General features: G+C 71.4%; 19 protein-coding genes. 11 read left to right on the top strand and 8 right to left on the bottom strand.

From position 1 onward, the window contains the following. Nucleotides 1–78: 78 nt before the first annotated feature. On the bottom strand, nt 79–693 hold the full coding sequence (locus OOK40_RS23905) for a TetR/AcrR family transcriptional regulator (RefSeq protein WP_266485526.1): 615 nt from the start codon (nt 691–693) through the stop codon (nt 79–81). Between the two features lie 156 nt (nt 694–849). Between OOK40_RS23905 and OOK40_RS23900 the strand changes: the two genes are divergently transcribed. The 4 genes from OOK40_RS23900 to OOK40_RS23885 all read left to right on the top strand — a co-directional run bounded on the left by OOK40_RS23900 (nt 850) and on the right by OOK40_RS23885 (nt 4,108). Continuing rightward, nucleotides 850–1,308, top strand: coding sequence for a cupin domain-containing protein (locus OOK40_RS23900; protein WP_266485523.1), 459 nt, complete (start codon nt 850–852; stop codon nt 1,306–1,308). A 59-nt stretch (nt 1,309–1,367) separates the two neighbouring features. Then, entirely contained in the window at nt 1,368–2,180 is an 813-nt protein-coding gene (locus tag OOK40_RS23895) for an alpha/beta hydrolase (protein ID WP_323136099.1), read from the top strand. A 12-nt stretch (nt 2,181–2,192) separates the two neighbouring features. After that, nucleotides 2,193–3,614 carry a DHA2 family efflux MFS transporter permease subunit gene (locus OOK40_RS23890; RefSeq protein ID WP_266485520.1) on the top strand — a complete coding sequence of 474 codons (1,422 nt, stop codon included), beginning with the start codon at nt 2,193–2,195 and terminating at the stop codon, nt 3,612–3,614. 98 nt (nt 3,615–3,712) lie between these two features. Next, nucleotides 3,713–4,108 carry a DUF3592 domain-containing protein gene (locus OOK40_RS23885; RefSeq protein ID WP_266485516.1) on the top strand — a complete coding sequence of 132 codons (396 nt, stop codon included), beginning with the start codon at nt 3,713–3,715 and terminating at the stop codon, nt 4,106–4,108. A gap of 45 nt (nt 4,109–4,153) precedes the next feature. Here OOK40_RS23885 and OOK40_RS23880 read toward each other — a convergent pair whose 3' ends face one another. Genes OOK40_RS23880 through OOK40_RS23870 form a run of 3 tightly spaced genes read right to left on the bottom strand, consistent with a single transcriptional unit; the run spans nt 4,154 to nt 7,704 of the window. Continuing rightward, nucleotides 4,154–6,694 (bottom strand): FtsX-like permease family protein, encoded by a 2,541-nt coding sequence (locus OOK40_RS23880; protein ID WP_266485514.1) that lies wholly within the window; start codon nt 6,692–6,694, stop codon nt 4,154–4,156. 3 nt (nt 6,695–6,697) lie between these two features. Next, nucleotides 6,698–7,471, bottom strand: a complete 774-nt coding sequence (locus OOK40_RS23875; protein ID WP_266485511.1) for an ABC transporter ATP-binding protein — start codon at nt 7,469–7,471, stop codon at nt 6,698–6,700. Continuing rightward, the gene (locus OOK40_RS23870) at nt 7,468–7,704 is read right to left on the bottom strand and encodes a hypothetical protein (protein ID WP_266486574.1); all 237 of its coding nucleotides are present in this window, start codon (nt 7,702–7,704) and stop codon (nt 7,468–7,470) included. The genes OOK40_RS23875 and OOK40_RS23870 overlap by 4 nt, the downstream gene beginning before the upstream one ends. 210 nt (nt 7,705–7,914) lie before the next feature. On the opposite strand from OOK40_RS23870, the gene OOK40_RS23865 reads away from it, so the two are divergent. From OOK40_RS23865 to OOK40_RS23855, 3 genes are all read left to right on the top strand, one after another. Continuing rightward, entirely contained in the window at nt 7,915–9,189 is a 1,275-nt protein-coding gene (locus OOK40_RS23865) for a sensor histidine kinase (RefSeq protein WP_266485509.1), read from the top strand. Beyond that, nucleotides 9,177–9,836 (top strand): response regulator transcription factor, encoded by a 660-nt coding sequence (locus OOK40_RS23860; protein ID WP_266485506.1) that lies wholly within the window; start codon nt 9,177–9,179, stop codon nt 9,834–9,836. Before OOK40_RS23865 ends, OOK40_RS23860 begins: the two co-directional genes overlap by 13 nt. 149 nt (nt 9,837–9,985) lie before the next feature. Continuing rightward, nucleotides 9,986–11,164 (top strand): serine hydrolase, encoded by a 1,179-nt coding sequence (locus tag OOK40_RS23855; RefSeq protein ID WP_266485504.1) that lies wholly within the window; start codon nt 9,986–9,988, stop codon nt 11,162–11,164. A 45-nt stretch (nt 11,165–11,209) separates the two neighbouring features. On the opposite strand, the gene OOK40_RS23850 is transcribed toward OOK40_RS23855, so the two are convergent. Further along, entirely contained in the window at nt 11,210–13,843 is a 2,634-nt protein-coding gene (locus OOK40_RS23850) for a SpoIIE family protein phosphatase/ATP-binding protein (RefSeq protein ID WP_266485502.1), read from the bottom strand. Between the two features lie 378 nt (nt 13,844–14,221). Between OOK40_RS23850 and OOK40_RS23845 the strand changes: the two genes are divergently transcribed. The 4 genes from OOK40_RS23845 (at nt 14,222) to paaN (ending at nt 20,566) form a co-directional block, all read left to right on the top strand. Next, on the top strand, nt 14,222–16,111 hold the full coding sequence (locus tag OOK40_RS23845) for an ABC transporter ATP-binding protein (RefSeq protein WP_266485500.1): 1,890 nt from the start codon (nt 14,222–14,224) through the stop codon (nt 16,109–16,111). A gap of 247 nt (nt 16,112–16,358) precedes the next feature. Continuing rightward, nucleotides 16,359–17,852: an APC family permease gene (locus tag OOK40_RS23840; RefSeq protein ID WP_266486572.1), complete on the top strand. Its 1,494-nt coding sequence runs from the start codon at nt 16,359–16,361 to the stop codon at nt 17,850–17,852. Between the two features lie 35 nt (nt 17,853–17,887). Further along, nucleotides 17,888–18,862 (top strand): hypothetical protein, encoded by a 975-nt coding sequence (locus OOK40_RS23835; protein ID WP_266485498.1) that lies wholly within the window; start codon nt 17,888–17,890, stop codon nt 18,860–18,862. Between the two features lie 6 nt (nt 18,863–18,868). Beyond that, the gene (paaN, locus tag OOK40_RS23830; protein ID WP_266485496.1) at nt 18,869–20,566 is read left to right on the top strand and encodes a phenylacetic acid degradation protein PaaN; all 1,698 of its coding nucleotides are present in this window, start codon (nt 18,869–18,871) and stop codon (nt 20,564–20,566) included. 14 nt (nt 20,567–20,580) lie between these two features. On the opposite strand, the gene OOK40_RS23825 is transcribed toward paaN, so the two are convergent. The 3 genes from OOK40_RS23825 to OOK40_RS23815 all read right to left on the bottom strand — a co-directional run bounded on the left by OOK40_RS23825 (nt 20,581) and on the right by OOK40_RS23815 (nt 24,026). Further along, nucleotides 20,581–21,537: an aldo/keto reductase family oxidoreductase gene (locus OOK40_RS23825; RefSeq protein ID WP_266485493.1), complete on the bottom strand. Its 957-nt coding sequence runs from the start codon at nt 21,535–21,537 to the stop codon at nt 20,581–20,583. 9 nt (nt 21,538–21,546) lie between these two features. Beyond that, the gene (locus OOK40_RS23820) at nt 21,547–22,314 is read right to left on the bottom strand and encodes a transglutaminase domain-containing protein (protein ID WP_266485492.1); all 768 of its coding nucleotides are present in this window, start codon (nt 22,312–22,314) and stop codon (nt 21,547–21,549) included. Between the two features lie 185 nt (nt 22,315–22,499). Further along, on the bottom strand, nt 22,500–24,026 hold the full coding sequence (locus OOK40_RS23815) for a serine/threonine-protein kinase (RefSeq protein WP_266485489.1): 1,527 nt from the start codon (nt 24,024–24,026) through the stop codon (nt 22,500–22,502). Between the last annotated feature and the right edge of the window lie 168 nt (nt 24,027–24,194).

Raw genomic sequence — 24,194 nt, 5'->3', positions numbered from 1 at the left:
GCCGTGCGCGCGGGACGTGTGCCAGGACGCGTCCTTGTAGCGGCGTGATGTCTGTCCGACCGGCCGCCCGGCTCCGTTTCACCCCTGCGAGGCCGCGCGCACCGCGGCCTCGGTGAGGGTCGTCGCGGTTCGTACGGCGCTGGCGACGGCCTCGTCGGGGGCGAGCCCGCACAAATCGGTGAGGCTGAACAGGGCTTCCGCGCTGACGACCACCGCGAGGTCCCGCTTGAGCTGGGCGAACGCGTCCGGATCTGTCGCCCCCAGCGTGTCCTCCAGGGGCAGAAGCGCGTGGTCGATGAGGCCGAAGCGGATGCCGGGCCGCTCCCTCGCCGCCTCGGGGCGGGTGATGGTGGCGGCGATCATCGCGCGCACCGCGCCCTGGCGGACGAGAACGCCGCGGAGCAGGAACTCACAGGCGAAGGCGACACGTTCGACGGGGTCGCGGGAATCGGCGACCGGGCGGAGTGCGTCGGCGGGGGCGGGCCACACGCCGGCGAGAGCCTCGCCGATCAGCGACGGGAGGTCCGGGAAGTACCGGTAGGCGGTGGCGTCGGAGACCAGGGCCGCGCGGGCGATCGCGGGCATGGTCACTTCGCCGCCCGCGCCGATGAGCTCGCGGGCCGCATCGACGATCGCCGTACGCGTGCGCTTCTTCTGGTTGCTGCGGCCGGTGTCCGTCTGTGTCGTCGCCATCGGTACGTCACGTCCCCATTCCCGCTCATTCCTGCCGTCCCTCCGCGGGCACCTTATCACCGCTCACTCTCGTCGTAAGAGTTCACTTGCATAACGAGGGTTGGCCCCCTACGCTCGTGAGAGCAGGCTCTCATGAAGGACGTGAAGGAGGCGGCAATGAACGAGGTTTCCGTGGTCGGCCCGGACGGCGGCGAGACGATCCGTCTGGGCCCGACCCAGATGCGCATCCTCGAGGACGGCAGCACCACCGGGCACCGGATCGGGATCGGTGAGATCACCCTCGCCCCGCACACCGAAGGCCCGCCGCAGCACCGTCACGCCCAGCACGACGAGGGCTTCTACGTCGTCTCCGGCACCGTGCACTTCACCGTCGGCAAGACCACTCACGTCGCCCCGGCCGGCACGCTCGCGATGATCCCGCCCGGCGCTCCGCACACCTTCGCGAACCCCGGCGACGAGCCGGCGGTGATGCTCAACACCTTCACGCCCGACCTGTACGTGCAGTACTTCCGCGACCTGAGGGACATGATCGCCGGCGGCCGGGAGATGAACGCCGAGTCGACCGTCGAGGTGATGAGCCGTTACGCCACTGTTCCCGCGACCGACTTCGCCTGACCGTCCAGCCCTCTGACCGCAAAGCTTCTGACCGCCCAGTCTTCTGACCGCTCAACCCCTTGAGGACACTTCATGACCAGCACCGTCCACACCCTCTCCCTCGCCTCCGGCGACCTCGACGTGCCGTCGACGACCAGGGACAGGGCCACCCCTTCCTGCTACTCCACGGCGGCGGCGGTCCGCAGACCGTCGCGCCGTTTGCCGGGCTGCTCGCCGAACTGCGGCCGGCCCGGGTCATCACCCCTGTACACCCCGGCTTCGGCGGCACCGCCCGGCCCGACTGGCTGACCGACGTCGCCACCCTCGCCCAGTCCTACATACGGCTGCTCGACGAACTCGGCCTCACGGACGTCACCGTCGTCGGCAACTCCATCGGCGGCTGGATCGCCGCCGAACTGGCCCTGCTCGGCAGCGACCGGATCAGCAGCGTCGCCCTCCTCAACGCCGTCGGCATCAAGGTCCCCGGCCACCCCATCGCCGACACCTCCTCGCTCACCCCCGCCGAGCTGTCGCGGCTCGCCTTCCACGACCCCGCGAAGTTCGCCGTCGACCCCGCCACCCTCCCGGACGCCGCCCGCGCCGTCATGGCCGCCAACCGCGCCGCACTGCAGGTCTACTCCGGGCCGTACGTCATGGAAGACCCCACCCTCCGCGAGCGGCTGGCCAAGGTCACGCACCCGGCCCTCGTCGTGTGGGGCGAGAGCGACGAGGTCGTCGACGCCGCATACGGACGCGCCTACGCGGCGGCCATGCCGGAGGCCCGGTTCGAGCTGCTCCACCGCACCGGGCACATGCCCCAGATCGAGACTCCCGAGCAACTCCTCGCCGTGGTCTGGGACTTCGCCGATTCGCGCGCCACGAACCGGCCCTGAAGGGAAGCGCCCGTGCACCGACCCCGCGACGGCCGACGGACGTTGGTCCTGGCCGTCTGCTGCCTGAGCGTCCTGCTCGTCAGCCTCGACACCACCATCCTCAACGTCGCCCTGCCCTCGATGCAGCAGGACCTTCACTCCTCCGTCTCCGGCCTGCAATGGACGCTGGACGCGTACGCCATCGTGCTGGCCGCGCTGCTGACCCTGGCCGGCTCCACGGCCGACCGCGTCGGGCGGCGACGGATCTTCCAGCTCGGTCTGGTGCTCTTCACCGCCGCTTCGGCGCTGTGCAGTCTGGCGCCGACCACGGGGTGGCTGGTGGTCTTCCGCATGGTGCAGGCGGTCGGCGGTTCCATGCTCACCCCGGTCGCCATGGCCATCCTCACCAACACCTTCCCGGAGCCCCGGGAACGGGCCCGGGCGATCGGCGTGTGGGGTGGAGTGGTCGGCATCAGCATGGCGGCCGGGCCGGTCATCGGCGGCGTACTGGTGCAGTCGGTCGGTTGGCGGTCGGTGTTCTGGCTGAACGTGCCGATCGGGCTGGCCGCGCTGATCCTCACCGCGCTGTTCGTCCCCGAGTCCCGCGCGGCACGGGCCCGCCGCGCGGACCCGGTGGGGCAGCTGCTGGTGATCGTCCTGCTCGGCGCGCTGACGTACGCCGCCATCGAGGCTCCCGGCAAGGGCTGGACCTCACCGCTGATCGTGGCCTGTCTGATCGCGGCGGCGGGCGCGCTGGGCGGGCTCGTTCCGTACGAGAACCGGCGCGCCGAACCGCTGATCGACCCGCGGCTCTTCCGCAGCGCGCCCTTCAGCGGGGCCACCCTCACAGCCCTCTTCGCGTTCGCCGCACTCGGCGGCTTCCTGTTCGCCAACGCGCTCTATCTGCAGGGGGAGTTGGGGCTGAGCCCGCTGGAGGCCGGGCTGCGCATGCTGCCGATGGCGGTGCTGTCGCTGGTGTGCCCGCCGCTGTCCGGGCGGATCGTGGGCAGCCGTGGCCCGCGGGTACCGCTGCTGATCGCCGGTGCCGGTATCGCCGCCAGCGGTGTGCTGGCCGTGCTCGTCACCCGCTCGGCTCACCCCTCGTACGTCCTGCTGGCCCTGGTCTACGCGCTGTTCGGCCTCGGCTTCGGCTTCGTCAACGCACCGATCACCGACACGGCGGTCGCCGGCCTGCCGCGCGACCGGGCCGGGGTGGCCGCCGCGGTCGCCGCGACCAGCCGGCAGGTCGGCTCCGCGATCGGCATCGCGGTGATCGGTGGTGTGGTCGGCGCCGGGGCGAGGGCAGCAGCCTGGTGGATCATCGCCGGGTGCGGGCTGGCCGTCCTCGCCCTGAGCGCCGTGACCGCCGGCCGCCGCTCCCCCGGCGGCGCCGGACGTGTCTCCGCCGACGTGGACTCCGAGCAGTCCATGCCTGTTCCTCTTACCGGCAGGTGAATCCAGGCGGCCCCAGCCGGGGCCGCAACCGAACGCCAGGTCAGTGCGTCTCTTGCGTCCGAGGCTCATACAGGCGTGAGCAAGGAAGAGGTGGCGGCATGTTGGCTGCTCTGGCGTGCGGGGCGGCCGCCCTGCTGGTCCTTGGGGCCGCGCTGCGGGAGACCGTGGTGGTACGGCGGTTGCGGCAGCACGGGACGCGTACGCAGGGCGTCGTGGTCGACAACGTGCGGTCCAGCGACTCCGAAGGCCCGACGTGGGTGCCGGTCATCGCCTTCACCGACCTGAACGGCCACCGGGTGGAGTTCGCACCGCGGGCCCGGGGGACCGGGTTGGGGCTGGCGACGGGGCGGGAGGTGGGGGTGGTGTATCTGCCCCACGCCCCGCAGACGGCTCGGGTGCTCATGTGGCGGCACCTGGTGGGGCCGCCGGTGTCCCTGTTCATCGGCGGCATCGTTTTCCTGGGCTTCGCTGTGTGGATCGCCTTGACGGACTGACTGTGCGGACCGCGACCGGTACGCCCGCCGGGCCGAGAGCGGCGTTCACTGTGCGCGGATGGCGTCCGCAGGCGGCGTACGCAGTGCCTGGCGGGTCGGGAGTTCGATGGTGAGGAAGGCCGTCACGGTGACCGTGAGCGCGAGCGCGGGCAGGAGCCAGACGGGGCCCGCGGGCCAGGGGCGGCCGAGGAACCCTTGGCCCAGGAGGGCGAGGGGCAGCGCGGACAGCAGCAGGGCCGTGGTGAGCGCGGTGGCGGCGGTCACGGCGGCCTCGCGTCGCATCATCGCGCGGATCTGACGTGGTGTGGTGCCGTTGAGGCGCAGGGCCCCGATCTCAACCCGGCGCTGGGCGGTGGCGGCGACGAGCTTGTTGGCGATGCTGAGGAGAAGGTAGACCAGCAGGACCACGATGGTGACCAGGTTGATCCACACCTCGGGCGGGGCGTCTTTCAAGCTGCCGACGGAACCGGCGTCCGTGTTCTCGAGTGCGAGGCCGGGGCGAGAGGCGGCGAAGACGGTGAGCCCCTGCCGGGCCTTGTCCGTGCCGTCGGTGCGGATGAGGATGCTCTGGTCGAGGCCCGTCGTGGTGTGTCCGGCCGCCAGATCGTGGGAGAGGACGACCGTGCCGAAACCGAGGCCGCGGGCGTAGACGGCGACGACCGTGGCGACGACCCGTACGCCGTCACCGAGGACGAGGTTCACCCGATGGCCCACTCCTGCGGAGCGCGAGCGGGCGACATCGCTGCTCACGGCGACGGTGGCGCCGGTGAGACGGTCCAGGCCGCCCTCCCGTACGTCGAGGTCGAGGACATGCGTCGCGTCCGGCGTGAGGATCATCGCGGAGCCGGACTCGGTCTCCGTGTCGCCGAACTGCTTGTAGGGCCACACCACGGTGGTCGTGCCGACCGGGGCCGCCGCCCGTACACCGGCCGTGTTCCGTACGGCGGCGAGCGTGCCGTCGGGCAGTCCTCCCAGGCCCGGCGCGCTCAGGCGCTGCTGGGCGAGTGTGCCCGTGCGGGTGTCGTGCGCGGTCGCGGCCAGCACGGTGGTCTGGGTGAGGGTGTACGTCAGGACGAACACGACCGCCATGGCCAGAGTGCTGACGATCCCCGCGTTGCGCAGCGCGTAGGCGCGGACGTTGGCCATCGCCAGCCAGGTCGGGGCGGAGACGCCGGAGTGTGTGCGCCGGGCCGCCGCGTTCCCGATGCCCCGGACAAGGGCCGGGCCCGCCAGGGCCAGGCCGATCGCCCCGAGGATGCCCGCGAGGGACGTGGCCGTCGCGCCGATGACGGTGCGGGAGAAGAGCGGCAGGACCGACATGGTGCTTGCGGCGACGATGACCAGCAGGCCGATGCGCGTCCGGATCCTCGACGGATTGCGCGGCTCGCTGCGTGATTCGGCGACCGCTTCGGTGGCCGGCATCCGGGAGGTGCGCCACGCGGAGCCTCGGGCCGAGATCTGCACGGCCGCTGCCATCAGGAGGACGGTCGCGAGGGCGGGCAACGGGCTGATGGTCAGGGGGAGTTCGGCCGGGATGACCCCTCGGTCCGCCAGCAGCCGGCGGAACTGCCCGGCCAGCAGGTAGCCGAGCGCCACGCCGGGTACGAGGGCCACGGCCGCGACGACGGTGGACTGGGCGGCGGCCAGGCGGCGGATCTGCTTCGGGGTCGCGCCGACGGCCCGCATCAGCGCCAGGTCCCTGCGCTGCCCTGCGATCGACACCGCCAGCGCGCTCGCCATGACGAAACCGGTGATCAGCAGGATGATCCCGGCGAGCGAACCGGCGAGGAGGATCAGCAGCGAGCGGGACGCGCCCGCGCCGGGCGACACGAGGTCCCCGCGGCCCGCGCCCGTCGTCACCTCAAGACCCGTGCCCTTCAGCTTCGTACGGACTTCGGCGGCGACCCGTTCCTCGGCGCCGGGTGCGGTACGCAGGCCGATCAGGTCGACGGTTTCTGCGTGCGAGCCGCCGTCACGCCCTGCCAGTCGTACGGCCGTCGCATCGGCGAAGAAGACACCGGCGCCCGGCGCGTCGACCACCGCCGAGACGCGGTAACCGGCAGCGGGCCGGGCGCCCGCGACGACCTGGACCCGGTCGCCCACCCTCACCCCCGCCGCTGCGGCGGTCGCGCTGTCCACGGCGACCTCGCCGGAACCGGCCGGACCGCGGCCGTCGGCGTGCGTCCCGTCCAGCAGCCGCGTCGAGGACCAGCCGTGCCCCGCCGCCTGGGGATCCCCGGCCGATACGACCTGTCCGTGGGCGTCGACGAGGGCGGCGGGGAAGCTGATGTCGCCGACCGTCGCTGTGACACCCGGCAACTCGGCCAGTTCACCGACCAGTCGGGCCGGGACCCTACGCCGCTCCGGAAGCGCGATCGGCAGGTCCCCGATCGGATGGAACTCCTGGTCCGCTGCGACCACGACGGCCGCGCCGCCGAGACGGCCGGCGGGCAGGTGGGAGCGCAGGCCGGACTCGGCCAGTACGCCGGTGCCGGTGATCAGGGCCGCGCCGCCGAGCACCGCGCTGGCCACGGCGATCAGCGCGGTGATCCGGTGCCTGACCATCTGTATCGCGAGACGAAGCATGACTCAGACCTCTCCCAGCGCGACGAGACGGCGGGCCAGTTCGGGGGCGGTGGGTGTGTCGAGGGCCTCGACCACGCGGCCGTCGGCCATCACCAGCACCCGGTGCGCGCGGGCCGCGGCCGCCGGATCGTGGGTGACCATCACCACTGTCTGGTGGAGTTCGCTGACGAGATCCCGCAGCAGGTCGAGAACTTCGTGGGCGCTGCGCAGATCCAGCGCGCCGGTCGGCTCGTCGGCGAACACGACGGCCGGCTTGGCCACCAACGCCCGTACGACTGCGGCTCGTTGCTGCTGGCCGCCGGAGAGCTCGGCCGGTCGGTGCGCCAGCCGGTCGGCAAGACCGACCCGCTCCACGAGCGTCCGCGCCCAGTCGCGGTCCGGGGTGCGGCCCGCCAGCCGCAGCGGCAGCGTGATGTTGTCCTCGATGCTGAGCGAGGGGATCAGGTTGTACGCCTGGAACACGAAACCGACGCGTTCCCGGCGCAGTTCGGTGCGGCGGGTCTCGTTCAGGCCGCCGATCTCGTGGCCGTCGATGCGGACGCTCCCCGACGTCGGGGAGTCCAGCCCGGCGGCGCAGTGCATCAGCGTGCTCTTGCCGGAGCCCGAAGGCCCCATCACTGCGAGGAACATGCCGCGTTCCACGGTCAGTGACACGTCGTCGAGGGCGCGTACGCCTCCCGGGTACGCCTTGCTGACCCGGTCCAGGGCGATGGCGGGCGCGGGCATGCCGTGTGCGGTGGCCGCCGAGCGGCGGGTCCGGGCGAAGGCGGCGCTCATCGACGGCCTCGCAGATTGCGCACGACGAGGGTCCCGGCGCCGAGGACGGTGACCGCGCCGCAGGCCAGGTGCACCCAGGTGTCGGCATTGCCGTAGGAGGCCGCCATGTTGGAGACCGCGCTGATCACCACCACGATCCACAGCAGCGTGCGGACGACTTCCCCGCGGGTGAGGGCGGGCGACGGCGCGCCGTGCGTGTGGTCGGCGGGGGTGGCGAGGTGGTAGGGGTCCATGGTCGTCATGGGGGCTTCCTCCCAGGGTGCTGAGCGGTTGGTCCGTTGCGGTACGGCTGTTGTCTCCGACGCTATGGATCAGCACCCCTCCCGGCCGATCCCGCAGACCGCCCGGTTCGAGGTACAGCAGGCTGTACTCCCTCTCCCCTCGGCTGACGGCAAACAGGCTGCGGCATAAGGTCGTTCGCGAAGCAGACGGAAGGACGGCGGATGGCGATCCAGCAGGACGCGACGGCCGGTGACCGCCGAGAGGGTCTCAAGGACACCGTCGTACGGACCACGAGTGCCGCGGGCGCCGGGATCGGCCAGCTCGCCTCCGGGCTCAGTACGGCCCTGCCGGCCCTGTTCGTGCTGCTCTGGCTGGCCGTCACCGCCGCGGCGAGCCTGGTCGGGGTGGGGCTGCTCATGGCGCCCGCCGCACTGGGCGCGCTGCACACCCTGGCCGGCCGGGAGCGCCGGCGGCTCGGCCGCTGGGGGCCCGAGGTCCTCGCCCCGGGAGCTCCGCCGACGCAACTGCGGCTCGCCCTCCTCGACCCCACCACCCGACGGGAGCTGCGCTGGCTGGTCCGGCACGCCACCCTGGGGTTCCTCCTGGGGTTCCTCGGCGTCCTGCTGCCGATCTCCGCCGCGCGCGACAGCCTCTTTCCGCTGTACTGGAAGCTCATGCCCAAGGACACGACGGCCACGTCCATGGGGCTCGGCAACGCGCACTCCTGGCCGGACGCCCTCGCCGTGGCCATGCTGGGCGTGGGCTGGATCGCCATCATCCTGGGGCTCACGCCCGGCATGGCCCGGCTGCAGGCCCGGCCGGGACGGCGGCTCCTCGCGGCCGGCCCCGACACGGACCTGTCCCTGCGCATCGCCGAGCTCACCGCCACGCGCGCCGCGGCCCTGGACGCCCACGCCACCGAACTGCGCCGCATCGAGCGCTCCCTGCACGACGGCACCCAGAACCGGATCGTCTCCGTCACCGTCCTGCTCGGCGCAGCCCGCCGCATGGTGGCCCGCGACCCGGCCGGCGCCGACGAACTCCTCGAACGCGCCCAGTCCGCCGCCGAGCAGGCGCTCGCCGAGCTGCGTACGGTCGCGCGCGGCATCCTTCCGCCGGTGCTGGCCGACCGCGGGCTCGCCGGCGCGCTCGCCGGTCTTGCCGCGAACTGCGCGGTGGCCTGCCGGATCGACGTGGAGGTCCCCGAGCGGTGCGCCGCCTCCGTCGAGGCGACCGCCTACTTCATCGTGGCCGAGGCCCTGACCAACATCGCCAAACACAGCGGCGCCGAACACGCCACCGTCACGGCGCGCAGCCGCGGCGGCCGTCTCCACCTGTGCGTCGAGGACGACGGCCGGGGCGGCGCGGACGAGGACGGCGGCTCCGGACTCACCGGCATCCGCCGCCGGATCGCGGCCCACGACGGCAACCTCTCCCTGGCCAGCCCGCCCGGCGGCCCGACAACCCTGAAGGTGGATCTTCCATGCGGATCGTGATTGCCGAGGACGACCCGTTGCTGCGCGAGGGACTCGCGCTCCTGCTGCGCGCCGAGTCCCTCGACGTGGTGGCCACCGCGGGCACCCCCCACGAGGCGCTGGACGCCATCGACGCACACAAACCGGACGTCGCCATCCTCGACGTACGGATGCCGCCGACCCACACCGACGAAGGGATCGTCGCTGCGGTCGAGGCCCGGCGCCGGCGGCCCGATCTGGCGGTCCTCGTGCTGTCCGCGTATGTCGAGCAGACTTTCGCCACCGAGCTGCTCACCGGCGGTGTGGGCGGCCTCGGCTATCTGCTCAAGGAGCGCGTCGGACGGGTGGAGGAGTTCCTGGACGCGCTGCGGCGGGTGGCGGCCGGGGGCACTGCCATCGACCCCGAGGTCGTCGCGCAGCTCTTCACCCGCTCCCGCCAGGACACCCGGCTCGACCGGCTCAGCCCCCGCGAGCGGGACGTACTCGCCCTGATGGCCGAGGGGTTGGGCAACACCGCCATCGCCGAACGGCTCGTCGTGACCGAGGGCGCCGTCCACAAGCACATCCGCAGCATCTTCGCCAAGCTCGACCTGTCCCCCACCGACCAGGTGGACCGCCGGGTCGCCGCCGTCCTGCGCTATCTGGAGGATCTCCGCCGACTGACGTGAGCCGACCCGTGAGCACGACCGAGGCGGTACAGCAGGCTGTACCGCCCAGTGGCCAGCTGGCTTGATCGTGGTCCGGCCTTCTTCTTTCTACGTTGGTGATCGCACCGCTCGCCGCGCTGCGACACCAACTCCCAAGGAGACAACAGCTCATGATGAACCGCCATCTCACGAACACGACGCTGGTGGCCGCGCTGGCCGCACTCGGCCTGGGCCTCGCGGCACCCGCCGCGAGCGCCGCCGGGCCGACGCACGACGGGCCCCAGAACAGGCTTCAGGACAGCGTGAACGCGATCCAGAAGACCGGCACCGTCGGGGTCCTGGCCCAGTCGACGGGCCCGGGCGGCAAGCGGTACGCCACCGCCGGGGTGGCCGACACCGCCACGGGGGAAGCGGTGCGCGCCGGTGACCGGTTCCGGATCGCCAGCACCACCAAGACGTTCGTCGCCACCACGGTGCTGCAACTCGCCGGCGAGGGGCGGCTGTCGCTGGACGACACCGTCGAAGACCTGCTGCCGGGCGTGGTGAAGGGCAACGGCAACGACGGCAGCAAGATCACCGTACGACAGCTGCTGAACCACACCAGCGGGCTGTTCAACTACACCGCGGACTTCCCCGAGATCAACAGCGTGGACGGCTTCCAGGCCGACCGCTACACCACCTGGACACCGTCCCAGCTCGTCGCCATCGCGATGAAGCACGCGCCGGACTTCGAGCCCGGCGCCAAGTGGGCGTACTCGAACACCGGCTACATCCTCGCCGGAATGATCATCGAGAAGATCACCGACAACAGTTGGCAGCAGGAGGTGACGCGGCGCATCATCCGGCCGCTCGGCCTGCGCAACACCTTCGCCCCGAACACGTATCCCCGCATTCCCGGCCGCCACCTGCACGGCTACTCGAACTTCGGCAACTCCGGCCCGACGATCGACGTCACCGACTTCAACCCGACCGCGGCCGGCGCGGCGGGTGCCATGATCAGCACGACCGGAGACGTGACCCGCTTCTTCTCGGCGCTCCTGGGCGGCCGACTGCTGCACCCGGCCGAGATGGCCGAGATGAAGACGACCGTACGGGCGCCGGAACTGGACCCCGTCTGGCCCGGCGCGAGTTACGGCCTGGGCCTGATGCGGATCCCGCTGTCGTGCGGCGGGGTCTACTACAGCCACGCCGGCGACCTGGCCGGCTACACCACCCGGGACGGGGTGAGCGCCGACGGCCGACGGGCCGTCGTCCTGGAGGCAACGGGCGACGGGGCGAGTGACCTCTCCACGGAACTGGCACAGAACGCGCTGATCGACAAGGAACTCTGCGCCACCGACGGGAACTAACAGCGCGCCGGCGGCTGGTGGTCCGGTGACGGCGGCGCCGATTCGTCACCAGGGCACATCGTCCAGCAGCAGCCCCGCCGCCGGCTGCCGGCCGTCGGCCAGGGACTGTTCGGTCCACATGACCTTCCCGGTGGGCGTGTACCTGGTGCCCCACCGCGAGGCGAACTGGGAGACAAGGAACAAACCACGCCCACCCTCGTCCGTCGTGGCCGCGCGGCGCAGGTGGGGGGATGTGCTGCTGCCGTCGGACACCTCGCAGATCAGACGGCGTTCGTGCAGCAATCTCACATGGATAGGCTCGGATCCGTAGCGGATCGCGTTGGTGATCAGCTCACTCAGCATCAGCTCAGTGGTGAAGCCGATATCCCCCAGGCCCCATGTCTCCAGCTGATGGCCGCACGCGGCGCGGACGGGAGCGACGGCCGCCGGGTCGAAGGGGACGTCCCACTCGGCGACCTTGGCGGAGTCCAGCAGGCGGGTCCTGGCCACGAGCAGCGCGATGTCGTCCCTGCGGTGCGAGGACTCCATGGCGCTGAACACGGCTCGGCACGTCTCCTCCGGCGTACGGTTCGCGTCCTCGGCCAAGGTGGCGCCCAGCAGGCGCAGTCCGGTTTCGATGTCGCGGCCGCGGTGTTCGATGAGCCCGTCGGTGTAGAGAATGAGCCTGCTGCCCTCCGCCAGTTGCAGTGCGGCGGTCTCGATGGGCAGTCCGCCCAGGCCCAGCGGTGGGCTGACGGGCACCTCGGGAAAGTCCACCGTGCCGTCCGGGCGGACCAGCGCGGGGGCGAAGTGCCCCGCCCTTGCCATGCTGCACATGCCGGAAACCGGATCGTAGATGGCGTACAGGCACGTGGCTCCTGTGATGCCCTCGCCGCCGGCCCCCTCTTCCTGGTCGATATGGGAGACCAGTTCGTCGATGTGCCCCAGGATCTCGTCCGGTGGCAGGTCGAGGGCGGAGAAGTTGTGGACCGCTGTGCGCAGACGGCCCATGGTGGCCGCGGCGTGCAGGCCGTGGCCCACGACGTCGCCGACGACCAGGGCGACCCGGGCTCCGGGCAGCGGGATGACGTCGAACCAGTCGCCACCCACCCCGGCCGCCTGCGCGGGCAGATAGCGGTAGGCGACATCCAGGGCGTTCTGCTCTGGCAGGACGCGAGGCAGCAGGCTGCGCTGGAGGGTTACCGCCATGGCGTGTTCGCGGGTGAACCGGCGAGCGTTGTCGATGGCCACGGCGGCGCGGGCGGCCAGTTCCTCGGCGAAGGACAGATCCTCCTCCTCGAAGCGTTCGGGACGCTCCGCGCGCCAGAAGTTGGCCATGCCCAGGACGACGCCACGCGCCTGCAATGGCACGGCGACCAGCGAGTGGACGCCGTATGCGAGGGCCCGGTCCGCTCCCGCGGGGTCCTGGGCGCGCCAGCCGTGGGCGACGGTCAGATCGGCCTCGAGCACCGCATGGCCGCTGGCCAGCGCCACCGCCATCGGCGTGCTGGGGACGACGAACCGGACCACGTCGCCCACCGGCTGGAACGGGTGATCGCCGCGGATGCCGCTCACTGCCGTACGGCGCATTTCCCTGTCCGCACCCGAGGGCTCGTCGCCGCGCACCACTGGGTCCAGCAGCTCGACCGTGACGAAGTCCGCGAACCGCGGGACCGCCACCTCCGACAACTCCTTGGCGGTCCGCGTCACGTCCAGCGTGGTGCCGATCCGTACCCCGGCCTCGTAAAGGATCTTCAGGCGCTCCCGGGCCACCTCGGCCACGCCGGACAGTGCGCGCAGCTCGGTCGTGTCCCGCAGCGTCGCGACCTTGCCGGAGCTACCGCCGTACGCGTCCGTGGGCCTCGTGTTGACGGCGAGCAGGCGGTCCCCGGCCAGGTGCACCTCGTCGGTCACGGCACGACTCGAGGCAAGCAGCTCCGCGGTGTCGGCATCGAGGCCGAGATCGGCGACGTGGCGCCCCTCCGCGCCCGGCGGCAGCTCGAGGAGCCTGCGCGCCTCGTCGTTGGCCAGCATCAGCCGGCCGTCGCCCCCGATGATGAGCACGCCTTCCCGCACGGCGTGCAGAACCGCGTCGTGGTGCTCGTACATCCGGGTCATCTCGGTGGGGCCAAGACCGTGCGTCTGGCGTCGCAGCCGCCTGCTCACCAGCGCGGAGCTCACTGTGGCCAGGGCAAGCGCGGCGCCGGCGCAGCCGAAGAGCCACGGCAGCTGCCGGTCCACCGCGCTCCCGATGTGTTCGATCCGGACGCCGGCGGCCACCAGACCGACGACGGAGCCCTGCGCGTTGATGACAGGGACGACGGCCCGGGCCGCGTCGTTCGGGTCTCCCTCGAAGATCTCCGTGAAGGCTTCTCCGGCCGCCGCGCGCTCGATGCCCTCGGCACGCCGGCCGATCAGGCTCGGATCGGTGTCGGCCCAGCGCATACCGTCCCTGCTCATCACGGCGATGAAGTCCACTCCTGATCCCCGCCGGGCCTCCTCCGCGTGGGACTGCAGCACGTCGGCCCGAATGGGGATAATCAGCGCCGCTGCGGTGCCCGGAGCGTCCGCGAAGGACTCCGCGGCGGCGAGGGAGCGGTTCTCGGCGTCCCGCTCGCTGTCGAACCGGGCCTGGAAGACGAGCGCCACCACGGCCCCGGCGATCAGCAGTACCGCGACCACGATCTGCAGGAGGAGCACCTGACCGGCCGCACTGTGCGGACCCAGTCGGGAAGGCGCGGAGGGCGCTCTGCGGGCTCCTGCGCTCCGCTCGCCTCCCGAAACGGGACGTCCGCCCCGGCCGCGAAGCAGCCGACCGACGAAGGTACGGCTCGATGAGAGCCGGGATCGCAGGGAATGTCCCTTCATGCCCCATTTCTAGCATCGGACGACGGCCGGCAATGTTCCGCGACCACCGGACCAACGACGCCGCAGCGGGTGATTGCCCGGTCAGGGCCACGGCCGTTCCGAGGAATCCATTGACCTCAAGTTTGGTTCAGGTCATAGCGTTCTGGGTGCGCCCCGGGCCACGCCGGCCGACGGGTACCGCGTCGGCCCACCAGAATCCGGAGAGACCGCATGGACATGGAAGTCACCGCATGGACATCGCTCCACAGTGCGATGAACGCCCAACAGGAGCGACGGCCCTTCTCCCGGGCCACCTTGCGACGCATCGCCTCCTTCGCCCGCCCGCACCGCCGGCAGCTCTACCGCTTTCTGCTGCTCAGCGTGGTCACCGCGCTGCTCGCCGTGGCCACACCCGTCCTCGCCGGCCGCGTCGTCGACGCGATCGTCAAGGGCCAGGACACCGGCACGGTCACCCGGCTCGCGCTGCTGATCGCTGTCATCGCCATCGCGGAGGCCGCGCTCGGTCTGCTCACCCGCTGGCTGTCGGCCACCCTCGGCGAGGGGCTGATCCTCGATCTCCGCACAGCGGTCTTCGACCATGTCCAGCGGATGCCGGTCGCCTTCTTCACCCGGACCCGCACCGGCGCCCTCGTCAGCCGGCTCAACAACGACGTCATAGGGGCCCAACGAGCCTTCAGCAACACCCTGTCCGGCGTCGTGTCCAACCTCGTCACCCTGCTGCTGACGCTGGCCGTCATGCTCAGCATCTCCTGGCAGATCACCCTGCTCGCCCTGCTCCTGCTGCCGGTGTTCGTCGTCCCCGCCCGCCGGATGGGCTCCCGCATGGCCAAGTTGCAGCGCGAGGCCGCCAACCACAACGCGGCCATGGGCACCCAGATGACCGAGCGGTTCTCCGCCCCCGGCGCGACCCTCGTCAAACTCTTCGGACGCCCCGCCGACGAGTCCGCCGAATTCGCCGCCCGCGCCCGCCGGGTGCGCGACATCGGCATCCGTACCGCCATGTCCCAGTCGGTCTTCATCACCGCCCTGACCCTCGTGTCCGCCCTGGCCCTCGCCCTGGTCTACGGACTCGGCGGCTACTACGCGCTGCGCGGCAGCCTGGACCCGGGCGCTGTCGTCGCCCTCGCCCTGCTCCTCGCCCGCCTCTACGCCCCGCTGACCGCACTGGCCGGCGCACGCGTCGAGGTGATGAGCGCCCTGGTCAGCTTCGAGCGGGTCTTCGAGATCCTCGACCTCAAGCCGCTGATCGCCGAGAAGCCGGACGCCCGCCGGGTGCCGGACGGGCCCGTGTCCGTGGAGTTCGACGGGGTCCGCTTCGGCTACCCCTCCGCCGACAAGGTCTCCCTCGCCTCCCTCGAAGAGGTCGCCACGCTCGACTCCCGCGGCGGCACGGAGGTTCTGCGCGACATCTCCTTCCGCGCCGAACCCGGCCGGATGGTCGCGCTGGTCGGCTCGTCCGGCGCGGGCAAGTCCACGATCGCGCAGCTCATGCCGAGGCTGTACGACGCCGATGCCGGTTTTGTACGGCTGAACGGCATCGACGTTCGCGACCTGACCTCGGACTCGATCCGCGAGACGATCGGCATGGTCACCCAGGACGGCCATCTCTTCCACGAATCCGTCCGCGCCAACCTGCTCCTCGCCCGGCCCGACGCCACCGAGGACGACATCTGGGACGCTCTGCGCCGCTCCCGGCTGGCCGACCTCGTGGCCTCGCTCCCCGACGGCCTGGACACCGTCGTCGGCGAGCGCGGCTACCGGCTCTCCGGCGGCGAGCGGCAACGGCTGACCATCGCCCGGCTGCTGCTCGCCCGCCAGCGGGTCGTCATCCTCGACGAGGCGACGGCCCACCTCGACTCCACCTCCGAGGCGGCCGTGCAGGAAGCACTGGGCGAGGCACTGGAGGGCCGTACCGCGGTGGTGATCGCCCACCGGCTCTCGACCGTGCAGGCCGCCGACCTGATCCTGGTCGTCGAGGAGGGCCGGATAGTCCAGCGCGGAACCCACGATGAACTCATGGCCGCCGGCGGACGCTACGAGGAGCTGTACCGCACCCAGTTCGAGCGCCCGGGAGCGGAGGAGGCGCACCCCGTCCACTGACCTCGGTGCGGCCATGTCGCATGAATGTGGATATTCCCCTGCTCGAAGTCTTGCAAATTCACATTCATTTCGGCAGGATCTGCCGAGTCCACGCCGGTCAACCGCACATTCTGGGTGCCCGTGGGCCCCTGCGTCGTTGAATCGACACACCCTGACCCCTTCGTCAGCCCCTGACGGGTCTGCTCTCCCCCGGGGGCGCCGTGGGCTGCGCCGTGGTTGTTTCTCTTGAAAGGCACGTCCGTTGAGCATGAGATCCGGCACCGGAGGCGGTCTGCGGGCGGACGCCCTCAGCACGTGGGACATGGTGGTCATGGCCGTCGCGGGATGCGGTCCGGCGTACACGGTCGCCGGAACGATTCCCGCGCTGATCGCCGCCGTCGGTGTGGCGAGCCCTGCCGCGCTGCTCTACTGCGCGATACCCGTGATCGGCATAGCCCTGGCCTACCGGCAACTCGGCCGTGTGGACCCCAATGCGGGAGCCGCGTACAGCTGGGTCGCCCGGTCGCTGCACCCCTTCCTCGGGTTCCTGTGCGGCTGGTCGCTCGTGGTCGCCTGCACCGTCTTCATGGCGTCCAGCACGGTGCCCGCCGGCAATGCGACGTTGTCACTCGTAGCGCCGAGCCTGGTCGGTGATCCGGTCCTGGCCGCGCTCGTCGGCTCGGGCTGGTTCCTCCTGATGGCAGGGGTGGTGGCGTTCGGAGCCCGGATCGGAGCCCGCGCGCTGACCGTCATCACGGCCGTGCAGGTGGTCCTGCTGATCGGCTTCGCGCTGGCCGCGCTGCTGTCCGACGGCGGCGGGACGGAGTTCTCCTTTTCCTGGTTCGGCTTCAGCCACTTCGAGGGGCAGGAGTCCTTCGTGACGGGCGCGCTGATCGCCACGTTCGCGTTCTGGGGCTGGGACGTGACCAGCAATCTCGGCGAGGAAACCCGGCGCGGCTCACGCGGATCGGGGTTCGGCGGAGTCATCGGTGTGGTCCTGGCGTTCCTGCTCTTCGCGCTGGTCGCCGTGGCGGTCAATGTCCTCATGACGCCGGACGCCGTGTCGCACAGCCCGGAGGGCATTCTGATCGAGCTCGGCCAGCGGGTCTGGCCGGGTGTGGGCGGCACCCTGCTGGTGCTCGCGCTGCTCCTGTCGACGGTCGCCATGCTGGAGACCGCCCTCATCCAGGCCGGCCGCACCCTGTTCGCCATGGGCCGGGACAGGACGCTTCCCCCCGTCCTCGGCCGGATCCACGCCAAGCGGCACACGCCGTGGCTGGCCACCGTCGTCATCGCCGTGGCATCGGGCACGCTCGCCATCGTCGAGGCCGTGCGGCTCGAGCCGGGCGAGTCGATGCTCTCGGACGCCGTGAGCGGAGTCTGTCTCCTCGTCACCTTCTACTACAGCCTCGCCGGACTGGGCGCCGTCGTCGTCCACCGCAAACTGCTGCGGGCCTCCGTGTCCAACTTCCTCCTCATGGGACTGTGGCCGCTGGCCGGCGCGCTGTTCATGCTCTGGATCATGATCGAGTCCGTGGCCTCCCTGAGCACCCCAGCGCTGGTCATCGGATTCGGCACGCTCGCCCTGGGGCTCGTACCGATGCTCGCCGCGTGGCTGAGGCAGCGGCCGTACTTCGAGCGCGGGCGTCTCGACGCCGACCGGGCGCGCGTCATGGACGACTCCTTCGGGGGCGCGGACTCCGGCGAGACCCAGGCCGTCAACCTGGCCAGGAGTCAGGACGAACTCCTCACCGACTTCTGACACCTGTTCCGCCTTCTGATCAAAGGACGCCTGCCATGGCCCTGGCCTGGAACCGAAGACGCTCCGCGGCACCGCATTACGACCAGACCTTCGGCGACAAGGCCCTGTCCGCCGCGTGCGAGGACATGGTCATGGGCCGCTGGGAAGGCGCACACGAACTGCTGGCAACCAGTCCCCACAGGGACTGGGACCGCCGCAGTCACCGCATCCGGCTGCTCGCCCACACCGCCGCCGACAAGCGGATCGTCGAAGCCTGGCAGACCGCGCAGCCGCACAGCGCGGACGCCCTCGTACTGCGGGCCGACACCGAGGTGATGCGGCATTTCGCAGCCGCCCGTACGAGCACCATCCCGGGCCCGGACATCCTGGACCGCACGGCCCACATCTGTCTCAACGCCGCCGATGCCTTCCCCCAGGACCCCCATCCCTGGGTGTCGCTGATCACCCTGGGCAGGCTGTACGAGAACGGCGCCCAGGCGATGAACCGGTGGTGGCCGGAACTGCTGGCCCGCGATCCGTACCACCGCGAGGCGCACCATCAGGCTCTGCGCTACATGACGGCTCGCTGGCACGGCTCCCACGGCCAGGCCTACGCCTTCGCCCGCGACTGCGCGGTCTACGCCCCGGCCGGCTCCCCGCTGCTTGTCATGCCGCAGGTCGCCCGCGCGGAGGAGTTCCGTCACCGCACCGAGAACGAAGGCGTCAGCCCGCACGCGATGGTCGGCTACTGGGCCGGGGAGCGCTGGGACCTCATGGAGACCATGGAACGCTGGATAGCGGTCCGGTCCCCCGTCGAGGCGGCACAGGACGTCGCCGACCTCAACCATCTCGCTCACGGTCTCGCCCATGCAGGACTTCTCGTCGAGGCCGCGACGGTCTTCGACCTCCTCAAGGGACGGGCCACCCGGGTGCCGTGGTCGTACACGGGCGAGCCGGAAGCGGAGTACGCGCGCTGGCGCGACCGGTCCTCCCGAGCGGCCGCGGAGCACGCGGATCCGCGGAAAGGCTGACCACTGATGCGTACCGGCTCCTTCGACGAGAGCAACCTGCTGGAGCAGGCCGTCAAGGCTGTGGTGAGCGGTGCGGGTTTCGCTCCGTTCACCGAGGGGCCGGCCGGTGCCGTCGACCGTCGCAGAGGGGCGGCGCACAGCGGCGGAGCGGTGTTCCGGTCGATGCTCGGGAAGGACTTCGGCCTGGGGCAGCCCGGCGCCCGTGAACGGGTCGGGACCGAGTGCTCTCCGTACGGCCTCAGCCTGGGCGTGCGCTATCTCCGTTCCGAACCAAGCGAGTTGGTGGAGGCGGCGGTGCGGGCGACGGCGGGCTGGCGTGCGGCAGGACCGCGGCGCCGGGCCTCGCTCGCCGTGGAGATGCTCTGCCGGCTCCACGACCGCAGCCATGAGATCGCGCACGCGCTGCACCACACCACGGGGCAGGCGTACACCACGGCCCACCGCTCGGGCGGTCCGCAGGCGCAGGACCGGGGACTTGAGGCCGTGGCCCGTGCGCTGGCCGAGTCTGTACGCAATCCCGCCGAGCTGTCCTGGCAGCGGCCCGGCAAGCTGGGCGACCCGGTGCGGATGGACGGCACCTGCACCGTGGTACCGCGCGGCGTCTCACTGCTCATCGGCTGCCCCGACTTCCCCACCTGGAACGGCTATCCGGGCCTCTTCGCCAGCCTGGTGACCGGAAATCCGGTGATCGTCAAGCCGCACCCCCGGGCGGTCCTCCCGCTCGCGCTGACCGTCCAGGTCGCCAGGGACGTCCTGGCGAATGCGGGGCACGATCCCAACGTGGTGACACTGGCGGCGGAAGAGCCCGGCGAGAAACTGGCGTCCCGGCTCGCCACCGACCCCGCGGTCCGGCTCATCGACTTCACCGGCTCGGCCCGCTTCGGCGACTGGCTGCGACGCAACGCCCGCCAGGCCGACGTGTTCGCCACATCGATCGGGGCCAACACCGTGCTGGTGGACTCCACCGACGAATACCGCACCATGCTGCGCGAGCTGGCGCTGTCCCTGTCGCTGTGCAGCGGCCAGACCTGCACAGCGCCGCAGAACATCCTGGTGCCGTCCCGCGGGATCACGACCAACGAAGGCCACAAGCCCATAGGGCGGTTCAGCGTCGACCTGAGCCGCGCCGTGAAGCGCCTTTTGGCGGAACCGCGGCGTGCGGCGGGGATTCTCGGGGCGATCGGCAGCGACCGTATCCGCAGCTCCCTCGCCCACGCGGCCGGATGCGGCGTGGTGGTGCACGCATCCCTGCCGGTCGGCCACCCCGACCATCCGGCGGCGGACATCCGTACACCACTGATCGTCCGGCTGGAGGCACACGACGAGAGGGTGTACTCACGCGAGTGGGCCGGTCCCGTCTCCTTCGTGATCGCCACCGAATCGACCTCGCAGAGCCTGGACATCTTCCGCCGCACCGTGCGCGGCCACGGCGGCCAGTACTTCTCCGTCCACTCGACGGACCCGCTGGTCCTGGGGGCGGCCGAGGCGGCAGCCCTCGACGCCGGGGTGCAGCTGTCGGAGAACCTCGCCGGGAATGCCTTCGTGGACCAGTCGGCGGTGTACGGCGACTTCTGCGAGGCGGGCACGCCCGCGGGTGCTCAAACCGCGCTTGCGGACCCGTCGTTCATCACCGGCCGCTTCCGCCTCGTGCAGGCCCGCCGCCCCGCGGCCCGGGTACGGGACATGAGCTCCGTCGGTGCGTAGGAAGTGTGGCGCCGTCAGGGAAGAGGCGCGCCGCGGGCGGTGAGCCAGAGTTCGTACCATTCCTCGCGGCTGAGGTCCGGTTCCCGCTGCGCCGCGTCACGGCAGGCGCGGATACGTTCAGGACGCGCGCTGCCGACCACCGGCACGATTGCGGCCGGATGCCGCTGCAGCCACCACAGCAGAATCGTCTCCGGCGTCGTGCCCTTCTTGTCGGCCAGTGCCGAGATGAGCTGCGCGGTCGCGACCTCGCCCGGCGTTTCCTGGCGGCCCGTGAAACGACCCTGAGCGAGTGCCCCCCACGCCTGCAGCGCAATACCGCTCGCCCGGCAGAACTCGACCGTCCCGAACGGGAAGCCGTTGGCGGCTGCCTGCGGGGTGTTCACGAGGACACCGGCTTCGAGCCAGTCCCGCCGCTGCAGGCTCATCTCCAGCTGGTTGGCGACCAGCGGGACATCGAGACGTGCCTGAAGGGGAGCCATCTGCACGGCGCCCATGTTCGACACACCGAACCGTCGCACAAGACCCTGCCGGTGCAGCGACGTCAGCGCCTCGGCGATGTCGTCCGGGTCTGCCAGGGGATCCGGGCGGTGCAGGAGCAGCACATCGATGACATCGGTCCGCAACCGGGCCAGGCTCTCCTCGACCCGCCGGGCGATGGTCGGCCCACTCAGGTCGTAGATGCCGGGCCGCTCATCGTCCGCGAGACGGATGCCGCATTTGGTCTGGACGACGATGCGCTCACGCAGCCCCGGGGTACGGGCGAGAACCTCACCGAAGACGGCCTCGGCCTTCCCGTGCCGGTAGATGTCGGCGTGGTCGAACGTGGTGATCCCACTGTCCAGTGCCGCCTCGATCGCCGCCTCGGCGTCCGCGATGTCCCGCGCGCCGTAAGGCTCCGTGTCCCAGCTGCCTCCGAGCCCCATGCACCCGTACAGCAGCCGCCCGCCGCTCGTCCCGGTCTTCGTCGTCACCTGGTCACCTTACGACGGGGCATCAGCAGCACCCGCCGCGCGACGGCCCAGCAGCGCACCGCCGATGATCCTGGCCGGCGGGCACAGGGTCTGGCCGTGCGCGGCGAAGAGTTCGTCGCGCGAGGAGAAGCGCCCGAGGTCCTCGCGCACCAGCGCCGACAGGTCGAAGGACGAGCAGCTGTCCGAACCGCAGGTCGAGCCGTCCCAGTCCACGGCGGTGGAGGCCAGGGCCTCGAAGAGCGTCTGCGATCCGGTGTTGGTGAATCCCCGGGGATTGGCCGCGCTCAGCGCGTCGAGCGGCGCGTACAGCTCGGAAACGTTCAGCCAGGTCTGCCCGATACGGAACTCCGGCCAGGCGAGGAGGACCGTGTCGGGCACCAGGCGGCGGAGCCGTGGGAAGCGCGAGTACCAGAACGAACCGTCCACCAGAAGGCCACGCACACGGGTGGAGCTGCCGCCCGCGCGGGCGACCGCTTCGAGCACGGCCAGCCGCTGGCTGCAGGAACCGACGCCTCGCGCCAGTGTGCGGGAGACGGGCTGTGTGTCGTTGAGCGCGTACACCGGCCGGACGGTCTCACTGATGAGGTGGTGCGCGGCCTGGAGCAGTGCGCGCTCCCCGGGCTGCGTGGTTTCCCGGGCGGCTGCGAGCAGGTGCTGCACTTGGGGGTGACGCCAGTCGAGGATCGGGGTGGGGTCCGCGGACCCGAGGTCGTCGTCGGCAACGGTCGTTGCGGGTCGCCGGTGTCGCCACCACGGAGTCAGCACAGCGCTTGTCATGCCCTGAATGCTACGAGCCTTGTGATGCCGGTGCGTGAGTAGCCTGGTGTTCCGCGATCGAGACGGTCGGCTGATCCGCCCGTTCAAGCGATGGGGGTTCCTGGCCTATGGGAGTACCCGGCGAGGCCACGCGCGCCAGCTACGAGCAATTCGCTGGAGCGGATCGCTGGAGCCGTTCGCCGCGGCTATGAGCGCGTGCAGCGGCCGCCCGGGCTGGTCGCCGGTGGGCGGCACAGCAGCCCGGCGTCGGCCGAACTCGTACTCAGATAGCGGCCGATGCACGTGTTCGCCGAGGTCCTGCCTCGTTCGGCGCAGAAGGTCAGCGCGGCACGGCCGTCGGCGAAGGGGCCCGGGGCGTAGATCACCCAGTAGCCCGGGCGCAGCGACGCGTAGTCGTCGCTGCGGAGGAAGGCCGCCTCGGGCACGGACTGCCGGACCTTGGCGAGCCGCAGGTCTCGGGCGGCGGTGCCGGAGCCGACCGGCTCGGAGAAGAGCTGGGCGATCCAGCCGCCTGCTGATGGGGGCGGAGTGATCGGGGTGACCGACTCCGTCGGGGTAACCGTCGGAGTCGGTGTGGGCGTCGGCTTCGGCGTGGGGCCCGGGGCCGATGCCGTCGCGGCCGACGACGACGTACTCGCGGACGAACCCTGGCTGCCGCCCGCCTTGTTGTCCCCCCGATCGCCCAGTGTGAGGACGAGCGCGGTCGCCGCGGTGACCGCCAGCGCCGCGGCGATCACGGCGACGAGGATCGGTGTACGGCTCCGCGGCCGGTCCTGGGTGGGCAGTGGCTGAGGCTGTTGCGGAACGGTCGGCCGCGGGCTGTCCAGCTGAGTCGGTACGGGCGGCACGGGCCCGCCTGGCATCGGCGGCAGCGCGGTGGTCATCGTCGGCTGCGCCCAGTGCGGCGCGGCACCCGACTCCACCTGAGCCAGCATCGTGTCCAGCCGTGCCGCGTCGGGGCGCGCCGCCGGGTCCCGTACGAGCAGTGCCTGAAGCACGGGCGCGAGCGGCCCGGAACGCGTCGGCGGCGGCACCGGATCGTCGAGCACCGCGGCCAGGGTCGTCAGCGCCGTTGTCCGGCGCAGCGGGCTGACGCCCTCGACTGCTACGTACAGCACGAGCCCCAGGGACCAGAGGTCGGACGCCGGGTCGTCGTCGCGGCCGCGGACTCTCTCCGGGGCGATGTATTCGGGCGAGCCGACGAGTTCGCCGGTGACCGTCAGCGACGTCGAACCCTGGAGTGCGGCGATCCCGAAGTCGGTGAGCACGGCACTTCCGTCGGGACGCAGCAGGACATTGGCGGGTTTGACGTCCCGGTGCTGGATGCCCGCCGCATGCGCGGCCCGCAGGGCAGAGAGCACCTGACGCCCGATGCGCGCGGCTTCCTTTGGGGTCAGGGAGCCGCGGTCGAGCCTGTCGTGGAGCGAGACACCGGGCACCAGCTCCATCACGATCCACGGGTGGGGATCCATCGCCACTATTTGATGGATCGTCACCACGTGGGGGTGACTGAGTCGCGCCAGCGCCCGCGCCTCACGCAGCACTCGCTCGCCGACCGCCTCGGAAACACCCACATCGGACCGGACTGCCTTGAGGGCGACTTCGCGCTGAAGCACCGTGTCGCGCGCCCGCCACACCGTGCCCATGCCCCCGCTCCCGAGCCGCTCGATCAGCTCGAACCGCCCGTCGACCAGGTCCCCCGGTGTGTTCATGGGCGACAGGCTAGGGCAAGGCGCGCCGGGTCGGCTCCCCCGGTACGCAGCGCACGGGCGCGCGCGTGCCACCGGTTCGGCTCACACGCCAGGCGGTGGGGGCTGCGACGGGTCACGCTGGAACGGCCCGCGATCCGATCGGCCGGACAACCGATTCCGAGGAGGAAC

The sequence above is a fragment of the Streptomyces sp. NBC_01481 genome (genome assembly GCF_026339995.1).
In the GTDB taxonomy this organism is placed as follows: Bacteria; Actinomycetota; Actinomycetes; order Streptomycetales; family Streptomycetaceae; genus Streptomyces.
This window is presented reverse-complemented; position numbering and strand designations above follow the sequence as displayed.